Below are 14,452 nucleotides of genomic sequence, written 5' to 3' on the forward strand. Positions count from 1 at the left end.
TTTTGTGTAAGAAGAAAGCTACTAATTTGTTGTGACACAAAAAAGGCTTCGATTTCTCGAAGCCCTATATACACTGTCTTTATACGTATATCTACGTAGTAAAGAGTAATTCTCTATATTTAGTTAATGGCCAAAGTTCGTCGTCCACCAACAATTCTAATTTATCACAATGATACCTAATTTCATCTAACATTGGTTTCACCTCATTACAGTATACGGTAGCCTTTGTTTCTAAATCTTCAATAGTATTGGCGTCTTTACGTTTATTAATCATTTTGGTAACTGTTGTATTAATAACGTCTACGTGCTCCGAAATATCTTCAATCAATTCTAATTGCGCGTGTGCCACCCTTTTAAAATCGGCTTCATATATCGCTTTTAAACCTTGCACATTACTAATTAACGTATTTTGATACTTAATAGCGGTTGGTACAACATGATTTCTAGCTAAATCGCCTAGAACACGTCCTTCAATTTGAACACGTAAAATATAGTCTTCCATCTCTATATCGTAACGCGATTGTACCTCAACACAATTCATAACCCCAACACTCTTGTACAACGCGATGGTTTTCTCAGATATTTTAGCTTTTAAGGCTTCCGGTGTTGTTTTATTATTACTTAACCCTCTTCTAGCCGCTTCTTTTTCCCAAGCTTCACCATAACCATTACCTTCAAAAAGAATATTAGATGATTTTTTAATATACTCTCGTAATATATTAAAGATTGCTTCATCTTTCTTCAATTCTTTTTTAGAGATTAGCGCATCCACTTCACTTTTAAAATCCACTAATTGTTTTGCTACTATAGAATTAATTACAGTCATTGGGTTAGCACAATTTGCTAAAGACCCTACGGCTCTAAATTCAAACTTATTACCTGTAAATGCAAATGGAGAGGTACGGTTTCTATCTGTGTTATCTAATAGAATCTCTGGTATTTTACCAACCACGTTTAATTTAAGATCTGTTTTTTCTTTTGGAGATAATTTACCATTGGTAACATTTTCTAATTCCTTTAAAACGCTGGTTAATTGCTCTCCTATAAATATCGATATTATTGCTGGCGGTGCTTCATTCGCTCCCAAACGATGATCGTTACTCGCCGAAGCAATTGTTGCTCTTACTAATTCTTCGTTATCGTGTACTGCTTTTATTGTATTTATAAAAAAGGTTAAAAACTGAAGATTACTCATTGGCGTTTTACCGGGACTTAATAAATTAACTCCTGTGTTTGTACTTAAACTCCAATTGTTGTGTTTTCCAGATCCGTTTACGCCTTTAAATGGCTTCTCGTGGAAGAGCACTTTAAAGTTATGACGCTCTGCAACTTTGTTCATAACATCCATTAATAATGAATTATGATCGACTGCTAAATTTGCTTCTTCATATATAGGTGCTAATTCAAACTGATTTGGCGCAACTTCATTGTGTCGTGTCTTTAAAGGAATCCCCAATAACATACATTCTATCTCCAAGTCTCGCATATAAGCGTTTGCACGTGATGGAATGGTTCCAAAATAATGATCGTCTAATTGCTGACCTTTGGCCGAAGAATGCCCTAATACGGTTCTTCCGGTTAATAAAATATCTGGTCTCGATGACACTAAAGCACTATCTATTAAAAAATATTCCTGCTCCCAGCCTAGAGACGCATTTACCTTTTTAACATTTTTATCAAAATATTTACACACGGCCACCGAAGCATTGTCAATAGCAGCCAATGCACGCAATAACGGTGTTTTATTATCTAAAGCTTCCCCTGTATAAGACACAAAAACGGTGGGTACATACATAGTAGTGCCAAAAATAAATGCTGGAGATGTGGGATCCCAGGCACTGTAACCTCTAGCTTCAAAAGTGTTTCTAATCCCCCCATTTGGAAAACTAGATGCGTCTGGCTCTTGCTGCACTAGCTGACTACCTCCTAATTTCTCGATTGCACCACCATCATCAATAGTTTCAAAAAAGGCGTCGTGCTTTTCTGCAGTCGTACCTGTTAAAGGCTGAAACCAGTGTGAGTAATGCGTAACCCCTTTTGATAAAGCCCAATCTTTCATAGATTGCGCTATTTGATTGGCTATATTTCTATCTATTTTCGTCCCTTTCTCAATAGCACTATTTACACTGTCAAACGCATCTTTTGTCAGTGATTGGCGCATCGTTTCTTTATTAAATACGTTTTCTCCAAATAACTCAGAGCGCCGTTTTCCTTCTATAATTTCAACCGGTTTTCGATTTAAAGTTTCTTTAATTGCAAAAAAGCGTAATGTAGACATAGATTCTATTTATTTTTTTACAAATATATAAAAAAAATGATTTTATCTGACAGTTTTTATTTTCACCCCTATAAAATTTAGGGGTAAAACCCTATTTAATCAGAAAAACGAACTTTTAATTGTGTTTTTTCATAGTTAAAACCAAAATCGCATATATTTGCAGCCTTAAATGATAATACTATAAATGATGAGTAAATCTAAATTAGAATACATCTGGCTCGATGGTTACGAGCCTACTCAGAATATGAGAAGCAAAACTAAAGTAGAAGATAACTTTAGTGGAAAATTAGAAGACTGCCCCTTATGGTCTTTTGATGGCAGCTCTACCCGGCAAGCTGAAGGCACCGCGTCTGACTGCTTATTAAAGCCGATTGCTATTTACCCAGACCCCGCACGAAAAGAGGGTTATTTAGTAATGACAGAAGTTTTAAATCCTGACGGCACCCCTCATATTTCTAATGGTAGAGCACTAATAGATGACAACGAAAACGATTTCTGGTTTGGTTTTGAACAAGAATACTTTATAATGGACAGAAAAACGCTGTTACCACTTGGTTTTCCAATTGGAGGCTACCCTGCACCTCAAGGTATGTATTACTGCTCGGTAGGTGGCAGAAATACGCACGGTAGAAATGTCGTTGAAGAACACGCTGATTTATGTATTGCTGCGGGTTTGAACTTTGAAGGTATTAATCAAGAGGTGGCTTCTGGACAATGGGAATTTCAATTATTTGCTAAAGGTGCAAAAAAAGCTGGAGATGAAATTTGGATAGCGCGCTATTTACTAGATCGTTTAACCGAAAAATATGGTTACTATATAGAGTACCACCCAAAACCACTTGGTGACACCGATTGGAATGGCTCTGGAATGCACGCTAATTTCTCTAACCACACACTGCGTACTTGTGGAAGCAGAGAGACTTACGAAAAAATATGTGAAGCATTTAGGCCCGTTGTAAAAGAACATATTGCTGTCTATGGTGAGTTTAACGAACAACGTTTAACAGGAAAACACGAAACGGCTTCTATTGACGATTTTAGTTATGGCATTTCAGATCGTGGCGCTTCAATACGAATTCCAATTATTACGGTTCAAAATGGCTGGAAAGGATGGCTTGAAGATAGAAGGCCCGCTTCTAATGGTGATCCTTATAAAATTGCAGGACGCATTATAAAAACAGTAACTTCTGCGAACATTACATAATTTACAGATTGATAATTCCGCAAAAAAGGCTTTCAACATACCATTGAAAGCCTTTTTTGTTACTATAATACTATTAATTTTTATACAAAAGCAAGATAGATAAATGCGATATACGCTACGACCAGAAACAATCCTTTATAGCGACTAATTTCTAAGCGCTTCGGAATCGCAATTAAAAGGATTAAAATAGCAGAGAAGCCAATCATCCAAAAGATATCGCTATTAAGTATTTTGGCATCCGTAATTGGAATTTCTTTTATAATTGCTGTAACTCCTAAAACGGAGCCAATATTAAAGATATTAGAGCCAATTAAATTTCCTAAAGAGATTGCTTTCTCTTGTTTCGCAGCTGCAATTACAGAAGCTGCCAACTCCGGCACGCTAGTACCAATTGCGATAACTGTTACCGCTATAACGGCATCGCTAACACCTATGGCAGCTGCTAATTCTTTTGCCCCATCGACTAACCAAACAGAACCAAAATAGAGGGCTAAGGCCCCTAAAATTAACCAGGCAAAAACCTTTCTATTACTAACCATTGCCAAAGCCTCGTCTACCTCCTCAGGAATTTCAGTTTTTGAAGCTTTATTTACTTTTCTAGAATCGCGAACAAGCACAACTAAAAACACCATTAAACCTACCAATAAAATCACCCCTTCCATTCGAGATAACAAGTTATCGTTGTACATAAAGTAATATAAAACGACAGAAAAAATCATCATTGCAGGCCAGGTTAGTCTGTAAAATGTTCTATCTACCGTCATTGCCCCAATCACTGCAGTAATACCGAGCACTAATCCTATATTAGCAATATTAGACCCCACCACATTATTAATAGCAATGGCTGGTGACCCTGATAACGCCGCGTTTAAACTTACTAATAATTCTGGTGCAGAGGTTGCAAAGGACACCACCGTCATACCAATAACCAATTTAGAAATACTAAACTTGAGAGACAGGCCTACTGATGCTTTTACTAAGAAGTCACCCCCAATTACAAGTAGTATTAGTCCTGAAATCACCCAAAATATGCTCATTGTTCTATTTTTTCAGCGAAGATACTATAAGATTTAATAAGGACTATTTAGACCTGATTATTTTATTAACGACAATTAATAAAAACGACTAAACCAGTTATATAACTATAAAAATAGTTGTGTAACTAGAATTATAGTTATATGTTTGTAACTATAAACCAAAAAACTATGCAAAAACTAACTAATAAAGAGGAAGAAATAATGCACATATTATGGGCCTTAGAAAAAGCATTTGTAAAAGAAGTTCTAGCAGAAATAAAAGACGAAAAACCACATTATAACACACTTTCTACTATTATTAGAAATCTAGAAGAAAAAGAATATGTTGCTTATAACGCCTATGGAAAAACCCACCAATACTACCCTATTATTTCGAAAGAAGCGTATAAAAAACGTTTTATGACAACCGCCATAGAAAATTACTTTAACAGCTCGTATAAAAATATGGTATCCTTTTTTGCTAAAGAAGAAAAAATTAGTGTAAACGAGCTTAAGGAAATTATTGATTTAATTGAAAATAAAAAATAATTATGGACTACATCGTTAAAGCAAACGTTCTACTAATTATTTTCATTCTGTGTTACAAGCTATTTTTACAGAATGACACTTTCTATCAAGCCAATCGTTTCTTTTTATTCTTTGGATTAGTTTTATCGTTAACCACGCCTTTTATAATTATCCCCATTGATGTTGAAATGATTGCTAATAGTAATGGTATTGATTTTGCAGCATTTAACACCTTGTCACAAGAGACTGAATCCGTTTCTAAGGCCTTTAGTTTTTTTACCATTTTAAAATGGAGCTACAGTGCGGGAGTGCTTTTCTTTTTAATTCAATTTTTAATTGAATTAGTTTCGGTATTCAAAATTATTAAAACGCATAATACACTAAAAGAAGAGAGATTCACTTTCATTAAAACAGATAATAACTATACTGCTTTTTCATTCTTTAAATATATTGTTTACAATCCAAATCACTTTAAAAACCAAGAGCTCACTTCCATTTTACTACACGAAAAAATTCATGCGAAACACTGTCATTCTATAGATGTTTTATTTGTTAAACTTATTTCTATCTTCTTTTGGTTTAATCCTATGGTTTGGGTTTACAAAAAACTTTTGCATCAAAATTTAGAATTTATTGCCGACGATATAACGGCTTCTCAAATCGAAAATACTTCCAGTTATCAAAACTTACTATTAAAAACCTTTTTGTCTAATCCGCAATTAACGGTGGTTAATACTTTTTATAATTCATCAATCAAAAAACGAATCATTATGTTACAAAAATCAAAATCAAATCCAGTTAGCGCTTTTAAGTTCGCCATTGTTTTACCTTTTTTAGCTCTTTTTTTAATGAGTTTTAATACTGAAGACGTTTATGTGCTTTCAAAAACAGATCAGACTACAAAACTATTAAGCGATCAAAAGGAATTTTTAGTCACTCCCAACACTTCGGATGATGAACTCTCTATCATCGAGGATTACTTTAAACCAACAGAAAGAATATTAAAATTCAAAACCGTAAAAAGGAATACTAATAATGAAATAACACATTTAATTTTAGCTAGCAGAAGTCCTTCAAACAAGACACTTATAGACCATCTGAATATGAGTGATGATGCTTCAAAAGAGCCTATCAAATCGTTCAAATTAGCATTAAGCAATGACGGCAAAGGAATAAAATTCGCTAGTTTATTGCCTGGGGGAATTGAAGAGTTAATTATAACAGAAAAGGTGACTGTAACAAAGTTTAGTCCTAACAACGAGAAACAAGAAACAAGCAGTACTGAAAAGAAAGAAAAAAAGGAAATCATCACCTATTATTTGGAAAACAAAGGCGATGATTTAAAATTAGACTCAAAGAAAGAAGAAAACACAAACTATACCTTTAAAATAAACACCGCAAAACACCTCAGTAAAAAGAGCAAAGTGAAAATTACTGAAACAGGAGAAACACCTTTATATATAATAGATGACAAAGAAGAGACTAAGGAAAAGGCAGACCACCTAAACGCAGAACTAATTGATTCAATTAATATTTTAAAAGGAAAACAAGCACTTACGAAATATGGCGATAAAGGTATAAATGGCGTTGTCATTATCACCACCAAAACGTATGCGAACAAAAAAAATGCAAGCGTATTTATAACGTCATCGAAAACAGAAATCACTCCGAAAGACATTAAAGCGCCACTCTTAATTTTTATTAATGACAAAGAAAGTAGTCAAGAGCAACTAGACGCGATAAACCCTAATTCTATTGAAAGCGTAAACGTACTAAAAAAAGAAAAAGCATTATCTCTTTATGGTAAAAAAGGAAAAAACGGCGCTATTATAGTTAAAACAAAATAAGATAATAGTCTAAAGCCATACTTTTAACCAACTAAAGAAAGCCCAAACATTTAAAAGGTTTGGGCTTTTACATTGCTTTCTTAAATAACTATTTCACTATAAGCTTCTTTATTACCGAATTAGTTTCAGCATCTATTTTTATTACATACATACCCGCAGGTAAATTGAGCTCTAAATAGGTATTGCCAGAATAGTTTTTGGACGCTATTTTTCGGCCTTGAGCTGTAAAAACAGACAGCATATACTTGTTTTTAATTCCAGCAATATAGACTCCATTGGTTGCAGGATTTGGATACATTTTTACACTTATAGAAGTAAAACTATCTACAGTTAACGTTGCGTTCCAAACATCTCCGCTATTATCTCCCCAAATATATTCGACTAAATCTGGATGATCTATAAATGGATTTCGGTTGATTTGCCACGTGTAAACGACGTTATTTCTATTCATTTCAAAATCGTCTGGCGGATCATTTCTGTGCCAGTCTAAAAGTGTTGCTAAATCCCCCATTTGCCCTGTTACCGAAGGATAGCCGTTAACCACCTCTAGGCCATTATAACGCAGCGCTAAAAACAAAACGCTCCGCGCCACATCGCCTTTAAAACTACTTAAATTCCCTGAAGGGCCATTGTATTGTCCGTAATGCTGATTCCCTCGACTACTATTTTCCGGACCATCGGCAGCACGTAAAGCATGTGCATCGGAATTAGCGTGACGCAATGAATCTGCATTAGTAATCCAATATACATCTTTACCATCGGCAATCTCATCCAAATCGATACTTCCGAAACCGCCTAAAGATCGCGGAAACGTATGTTCTCTATTCCATTTACCAGTACTACTACCCAGCACTTGATAATCTAATTTTGGTCTTCCTTGCTCTCTGTAAACCAACCAGACCTCATTACTATTTGCTGGATTCACGTCGGCTTCTTTTAATATTTCGATAACATCTGTATACGTTTGAGCCCGCACCGTTGATTGGTCTGCAACTATATTTTGTAACGCCTGACGTAAATCTACGCCCGAGAAACCGTTTGCACTATCATAATACCCATCAGGTTGTGTGCTTTGCACAATTAAAGGATTTGGTGCTGGGTTTGGATATGGGCTGGCCGTTGGACTACCATAATTAGTAATAGTAAAATCGTTATCTACAACGCGCCGCAACATATAATTATTGGCAATATATGGCAGTTGAAGGTCTAAAAAACGCACTACAAGTTCCTCATCACCTTCATCTAAAGTGTCTTCTATAATCGTCAGTGGCACACTGACTGTCGTTTGGCCACTTAGCATAGTTACCGTTGTATTTCCTGTAAAATCGGAAACATCAAAAGTGCCATTATCTAAAGAAATACTAAAGGTTAGATCGCCATCGATAGGCATTTCGGTTGTAAAAACAATAGTGATACCATCGCCTTCGTTATACTGCTCTTGCGCTGTAGAAATGGTAATTGGGTTATGCACATTTCCTGAATTATCATTTAACACGCGAGGAGTTGGTACACCGATTGCATAGCTTATGCCATCGTTATTTAACTGAATAGAATTCGTATTATTACTAGCGCCTTCACTTACCTGGATCGTTTCACCTAAAAGCGCTAAAAGCCCATTGTCGTCTGCATCATTTGTACTGTAAACCAAAACATCAATTAAATTAGTTGTGGTTGCAAGCGTACCCTCTATAAAATCGTCCATTTGTGCTTGGTAAATCGCCACGGCATCGGCGCCATTTTGAATAACGTTAGGCGGAATAATTAACTGTGGAAGAGGTGTAACCGTCTCACTTCCTATTAAAAGCAATCCGTTATCATCGGTGATACTTCCGTTTAAATCAATTCTGAAATAGCTAGAATCGCCTCCCGAATTCGAACCATTAAACAACACAATAATATAGCCGTCTAAAGAAAAATTGGGTACAATCTCTAAACTTGACGGATTGATAGACTTAATTTCTATAAACTCCTTATCGTCCAAACCCGTATTATCGCAGTCTAATTCGTTAATTACGAGTTGCGCTATTCCATATTGTGACCATAGCAGTAAAAGAAATAGAATCGCATTTTTTTTCATAATTAAATGTATTACAAGGTTAATTAAAAGGCCTATGTCTTTTACTTTAAATAGGGTAACCCATAGACTTATAACGGTTTAGTAATATACTCAATTATTGGCAATACTAGAAAAACACTTTTTTTACACTTTTTTGAAATGATAAGTCGTCAGTTATTAAAAACACCATAAAAGAAAGGTACGGCAAAAGCACTGTTCTCTATACTTTAATTAATAAAAGGCCTTATTGAAACGCTCTATCTTTTAAATATAACCGAAAAGATTTATAATTTCGGCTTATTGCTCTTGTCTTTGCAAGAGCTGATGAGCGATAAAAACCAATTAACTAACAATAGTAAAACAGAAATAAATGATTAGATTGTGTTACAATTATATCGAAAATGGCTTAAAACACACTCTAAAAATGAATTTAGAAGACATTTTGCACTATTTAAAAGCTAATAGATGATTGCAAGGGAACAATTAATACTATAATTTTATCACTAAATTAACACCACCAACGCATAATACCGTATTGCAACTATGAGGAAAACACTATTTAAACTACTTGCAAAAATTAATAAAAGCGTATTGCCGAGCTACACTAAAAAGCGCCTAGATTTAAGCAAAGCTACTAAATTACAGATGGTTATAATGGGATGGAAAGTCTACGTCACTAAGAACGCTTTAGATTAAATAAAATAATCTTACTTTTCTATTGAAAGTTCTATAAAAAAGTAATACATTTGCACCCGAAACAAGCTATTTATGGCATTATTGTTTCAAAATGGCCTCGTGGCGCAACTGAATAGCGCACTTGATTACGGCTCAAGAGGTTACTGGTTTGAATCCAGTCGAGGTCACTACTAAAACCAACACTTTACAAAGCTTTTGTAAATGTTGGTTTTTTTATTTGCCCACGTTTTGCCCACAATTCCCGATTTAATTAGAGCTTTCGCAATGAATTATAAACCCCCAATTCATTTAAAGGTTTGACCTCTACACCTCTCCTATTTTTTAGAACCATAGCTCTGTTAGCTCAAACTTTAATTAGTTTAAAGCAACTACACCTTCTACCTTCTGTTAACTAACTCGGAAAGCAAATAGTTATTTACGGCAAACCATAATGGCAACTCAATATATATTACTATTTTTAAAGATTAAATAAACATATAGCTATTAATGTCATTATTTCAAACCTCAGTATTAAAGCAACATTTAAGTTTACAAGATCAAGATGTTGTTGCCAAAGCCTATAAAAAATATACTAAGTATTTCTTAAACCCAACCATTCAAGAAAATATCCGTGGATCTAAAGAAGAAGAATATCAAGGAATATTTTTAACAGAGTTATTTGTAAACATATTAGACTACACATTAAAACCTAAAGCCGATTTTAACCTTGTAGCAGAATATAAAAACCAAAACAACGCACGTAAAGCAGATGGCGCAATATTAAATAACGATGTTGCAATTGGTGTAATAGAATTAAAAGGAACAAACACTAAAGATTTAGAGAGCATACGTAAACAAGCATTCGATTATAAAGCCAATCAAAAAGGATGCGTATATGTAATAACCTCAAACTTCGAGAAACTACGTTTTTACATAAACGATGCTACCGAGTTTGAAGAGTTTAACCTTTTCGAATTATCTCCAGAGCGTTTCGCCATATTTTATTTATGCCTGCAAAAAGACAATGTTTTAAATAATAATCCCTTAAAAATAAAGGAAGCGTCTGTAGTTGTAGAAGAACAGATTACTAAGCAATTTTATAAAGATTACTCCTTATTTAAAAGAGAGCTATTTAGAGATTTAGTAAAGCGTAATGTAAAAAGAATTAAAACCGAAGCGTTATCGCGTGCAAACCAATCGCAGTTAACAGAAGTAGAAAACGAAGACGAAAAAGCAGAACAGCTTAAACTAGAAAAAAATGTTAAACTAACATTATTTAAAAAGTCTCAAAAACTAATAGACCGTTACCTCTTTATTTTCTTTGCAGAAGATCGTGGTTTATTACCGCCAAACAGCACACAGCAAATATTAGACAAATGGAAACGCGATGTCGATTTTGGAGACGAAAGACCGCTTTACATACTCTTTAAACAATACTTTAATTTCTTAGATCAAGGAAGAAAAGGCACAACTAGTAGAGCCGAAATATACGCCTACAATGGTGGTTTGTTTAAAGAAGACAAAACATTAGATAATTTAGAAATTGATAGCGCCTTATTATACAAACACACCAGTAAATTAGCAGCTTACGATTTTGAAAGCCAAGTAGATGTTAATATTCTTGGGCATATTTTTGAAAACTCATTAAACGAAATTGAAAGCGTTAATGCCGAAATTGAAGGTGGCGATTTTGATAAGCAAACATCCAAACGAAAAAAAGATGGCGTATTCTACACCCCAAAATACATTACAAAATACATTGTAGAAAATACAATAGGTAAACTTTGCGACGAAAAGAAAATTGAACTCGGTTTTAAAGAAGAAGAATATTTTAAAGGTAGAAAAAACAGAAACAAAGCTACAATAACCAAGCTAGTAACAACTCTAGACGATTATAGAGATTGGCTATTACAACTAACCATTTGCGATCCTGCGTGTGGATCTGGGGCATTTTTAAACCAAGCCTTAGACTTTTTAATAAAAGAACACACTTACATAGATGAGCTTAAAACCAAAGTATTAGGTGGTGGTTTACAGTTTCCAGATATAGAAAACACCATCTTAGAAAATAATATTTACGGAGTAGACCTTAACGAAGAATCTGTAGAAATTGCAAAACTATCCTTGTGGTTACGTACCGCACAACCAAGACGTAAATTAAACGATTTAAGTAGTAATATTAAATGTGGTAACTCTTTAATAGATAGCAAAGCCGTTGCAGGAGATAAAGCTTTTAATTGGGAAGAACAATTCCCGAAGGTTTTTGAAAAAGGTGGTTTTGATGTGATTATTGGCAATCCGCCTTATGTTAATTTAGAAAGAATGAAAGAAGTTTCTATAGCTCTGCAAAAGCAAGGTTATGAAACCTACAATAAACGAGGTGATTTATATATTCTGTTTGTTGAAAAAGCATTTAGTTTAACAAAAGAAAAAGGCTATTGTTCTTATATTATGCCGAACAAATGGCTTCAAGCGGGGTATGGCGAAAATTTAAGAGCATTTTTTCTAAATAAGGAATTACAGCAATTAATCGACTTTGGTGACATTCAAATTTTTGAAGGAGCAACAACATATCCTTGTATTTTTATTGCAAAAAATAATGAGCCAAAGAAAAAAATTAATGTTTCAGTTTTGAAATCAACAAACGTATTTGACTTTGAAACTATTGTAAATAGTAGTAATGAAGTTTTTGAAATTACAGATTTCAGCAAAGATACTTGGATTATCTCTTCTAAATTAGAGAAGAACCTTTTAACTCGTTTATCTACAAATAAATCATTAGAAGAATTTGTAAATGGTGAAGCAAATTATGGAATAAAATTTGGTTTAACCGAAGCTTTTTTAATAGACAAACAAAAAAAACAAGAATTAATTAATGAAGATTTCAATTCACAACAAATAATTGGTTCAATTTTAAGAGGAAGAGATTTAACAAGATATGGCAAACCTGTAAGCGAAAATCTTGATAGTATTATTTTGGCTGGTTTTGGGAGTTATAAATTCATTGAAGATAAGTATCCTGCTATTTATAATCACCTTATTCAATATGAACAAAAACTAAAGAAAAGAGGACAATGTAACGGTAGTAAAATGACTGATGAAAAACCATTCACAGGTCAACATCATTGGCTTGAGTTAGATAATAATCCATCGGAATCCTATTTGTCTTTATATAAAAAGCCAAAAATAATGTATCAAAAATTTCAAGTAAAACCTTGTTTTATATTTGATGAACAAGAATTGTATTGTAATGATTCTATGTGGATAATACCAACAGATAACAAAGCGCTTTTAGGTGTTTTGAATTCTAAAATGGGTTGGTTTTTAATTACAAAATATTGTACCCAAATACAAAATGGTTGTCAATTAATTTGGAAATATTTTGGTAAAATACCTGTTCCTGTATTAAATAATTCTGATTTAGATTTAGCGGTTGATGAAATGCTTTCTATAAATGAAGATTTTCAGAATATTTCTAACAAATTTCAAAATTATCTCAAACATAAATTTAGTTTAGAAAAGTTATCAAAAAAACTACAAAACTGGCACGAGCTAGAATTTGGAGACTTTATAAAACAACTAAACAAGGCCATAAAAGCAAATAATAAACTTCGTATTAAAGAAGGTTTAGAAGAAGTGTCAACACTAACCAAAAAAGACGAGTTTGAGTGGTTAGACCTCTTCGAAGACAACAAACAAAAAGCACAAGCCTTACAAGCTCAAATAAACCAAACAGATAAAGAAATAGATGCCATGGTTTATAAGTTGTATGGGTTGACTGAGGATGAAATTGCAATTGTAGAGAATAGTTAAGACATGGGAAAATTTGCAATTCCAATTCCAGAACAAATAAAAAAATTCGAATCGAGGGGTTTGAGCCTTGATTGTTATAGTGAAGATAAATTGAAAGAAATATTACTAGACATTGGTTATTACCGTCTTGGTTATTATTGCCATCCTTTTATAGATAAAAAAACGGATAAATTTAAGGAAAATATTAAAATATCTGATATTGTTACTTTATATTATCTAGACTCCGATTTAAAACATTTGCTTTTAAAATATATTAACAGAATAGAAGTGAATTTTAGGACTAAAGTGATTTATTACACTTCAATGAAGTATAAAGAAGACCCTAAGTGGTTTGTGAATAGAAATGTAATGAACACTCGATTTATAAAAGATTTTGATAAAATTTATAATGTAAAATTTAAAACAGACAATCTAACCATAAAAAAACATCACAAGAAACACCCTAATGATGACTTTGCTCCCGTTTGGAAGACATTTGAATATTTAACTTTAGGAGCAGTGATAACAGCTTATGCAAATATCAAAAATGAAGATATAAGAATTAGAATATCAAATTGTTATCAAATTAGAGATTTAGATAAATTTATGCGTTTAATTCATACAGTAAGACAAATGAGAAATATTTGCGCTCATGGAGCCGTGTTATTTGATTTTCACTTACCTCAAAGTATTAATTCTATTCCTCAGATTACATTCAACAAAGGGGATAGAAACTCTGTAGACGCTTGTATAAAAGTTATTAGTTTTTTTACGAAATGTATCTCTACTAATAGACATGCTGATATAGAAGAAGAGGTTGGATGTGCTAATTTAGCGGACAGTACAAGTTAAGCATAAAGTCTTACATTTAACTTATGACACAAGAGCGAAAGAAATATGATCCAGCTTTTAAACGACAAGCTGTAGAATTAAGTAAGGACAGAAAGAACCTGTCAGAACTAGCAAGAGAACTAGGTATCAAGGTTACTCTTTTATACAAGTGGCGTAAAGAATTTGAAGCTTTTGAATCGGGAAGTTTCCCAGGCAATGGTAATT

The 14,452-nt window shown here is 33.5% G+C and carries 9 protein-coding genes and 1 tRNA gene; 7 read left to right on the forward strand and 3 right to left on the reverse strand.

Annotation, left to right across the window (positions count from 1 at the left end):
- Positions 1–91 precede the first annotated feature (91 nt).
- On the reverse strand, positions 92–2,278 hold the full coding sequence (locus tag ES677_RS03035; protein WP_148368216.1) for a glutamine synthetase III family protein: 2,187 nt from the start codon (positions 2,276–2,278) through the stop codon (positions 92–94).
- Between the two features lie 187 nt (positions 2,279–2,465).
- Here ES677_RS03035 and ES677_RS03040 point away from each other — a divergent pair, with 187 nt between their 5' ends.
- Positions 2,466–3,482: a glutamine synthetase beta-grasp domain-containing protein gene (locus tag ES677_RS03040; protein WP_148368303.1), complete on the forward strand. Its 1,017-nt coding sequence runs from the start codon at positions 2,466–2,468 to the stop codon at positions 3,480–3,482.
- Between the two features lie 80 nt (positions 3,483–3,562).
- Here ES677_RS03040 and ES677_RS03045 read toward each other — a convergent pair whose 3' ends face one another.
- Entirely contained in the window at positions 3,563–4,519 is a 957-nt protein-coding gene (locus ES677_RS03045; protein WP_148368217.1) for a calcium/sodium antiporter, read from the reverse strand.
- Positions 4,520–4,687: 168 nt separating this feature from the next.
- On the opposite strand from ES677_RS03045, the gene ES677_RS03050 reads away from it, so the two are divergent.
- Both ES677_RS03050 and ES677_RS03055 read left to right on the forward strand, forming a co-directional pair.
- A complete protein-coding gene (locus ES677_RS03050) occupies positions 4,688–5,047 on the forward strand; it encodes a BlaI/MecI/CopY family transcriptional regulator (protein ID WP_148380394.1) in 360 nt (119 codons plus the stop codon).
- Between the two features lie 2 nt (positions 5,048–5,049).
- The gene (locus ES677_RS03055) at positions 5,050–6,873 is read left to right on the forward strand and encodes a M56 family metallopeptidase (RefSeq protein WP_148380395.1); all 1,824 of its coding nucleotides are present in this window, start codon (positions 5,050–5,052) and stop codon (positions 6,871–6,873) included.
- 88 nt (positions 6,874–6,961) lie between these two features.
- On the opposite strand, the gene ES677_RS03060 is transcribed toward ES677_RS03055, so the two are convergent.
- A complete protein-coding gene (locus ES677_RS03060; protein WP_148380396.1) occupies positions 6,962–8,950 on the reverse strand; it encodes an endonuclease in 1,989 nt (662 codons plus the stop codon).
- 768 nt (positions 8,951–9,718) lie between these two features.
- Here ES677_RS03060 and ES677_RS03070 point away from each other — a divergent pair.
- The 4 genes from ES677_RS03070 to ES677_RS03085 all read left to right on the forward strand — a co-directional run.
- Positions 9,719–9,792: transfer RNA gene (locus ES677_RS03070), tRNA-Arg, on the forward strand.
- 319 nt (positions 9,793–10,111) lie between these two features.
- The gene (locus ES677_RS03075) at positions 10,112–13,417 is read left to right on the forward strand and encodes an Eco57I restriction-modification methylase domain-containing protein (RefSeq protein WP_148380397.1); all 3,306 of its coding nucleotides are present in this window, start codon (positions 10,112–10,114) and stop codon (positions 13,415–13,417) included.
- Between the two features lie 3 nt (positions 13,418–13,420).
- Positions 13,421–14,248 (forward strand): Abi family protein, encoded by an 828-nt coding sequence (locus tag ES677_RS03080; protein ID WP_148380398.1) that lies wholly within the window; start codon positions 13,421–13,423, stop codon positions 14,246–14,248.
- 23 nt (positions 14,249–14,271) lie between these two features.
- Positions 14,272–14,452: transposase (locus ES677_RS03085; protein WP_148380285.1), on the forward strand; the 181-nt coding region annotated here is incomplete at its 3' end.

Source organism: Bizionia gelidisalsuginis, from assembly GCF_008086185.1.
Lineage (GTDB): Bacteria > Bacteroidota > Bacteroidia > Flavobacteriales > Flavobacteriaceae > Bizionia > Bizionia saleffrena.

Coding starts and splice junctions, on each gene's coding strand:
- ES677_RS03035 (WP_148368216.1), bottom strand. CDS start 2,278: ATGTCTACATTACGCTTTTTTGCAATTAAAGAAACTTTAAATCGAAAA.
- ES677_RS03040 (WP_148368303.1), top strand. CDS start 2,466: ATGAGTAAATCTAAATTAGAATACATCTGGCTCGATGGTTACGAGCCT.
- ES677_RS03045 (WP_148368217.1), bottom strand. CDS start 4,519: ATGAGCATATTTTGGGTGATTTCAGGACTAATACTACTTGTAATTGGG.
- ES677_RS03050 (WP_148380394.1), top strand. CDS start 4,688: ATGCAAAAACTAACTAATAAAGAGGAAGAAATAATGCACATATTATGG.
- ES677_RS03055 (WP_148380395.1), top strand. CDS start 5,050: ATGGACTACATCGTTAAAGCAAACGTTCTACTAATTATTTTCATTCTG.
- ES677_RS03060 (WP_148380396.1), bottom strand. CDS start 8,950: ATGAAAAAAAATGCGATTCTATTTCTTTTACTGCTATGGTCACAATAT.
- ES677_RS03075 (WP_148380397.1), top strand. CDS start 10,112: ATGTCATTATTTCAAACCTCAGTATTAAAGCAACATTTAAGTTTACAA.
- ES677_RS03080 (WP_148380398.1), top strand. CDS start 13,421: ATGGGAAAATTTGCAATTCCAATTCCAGAACAAATAAAAAAATTCGAA.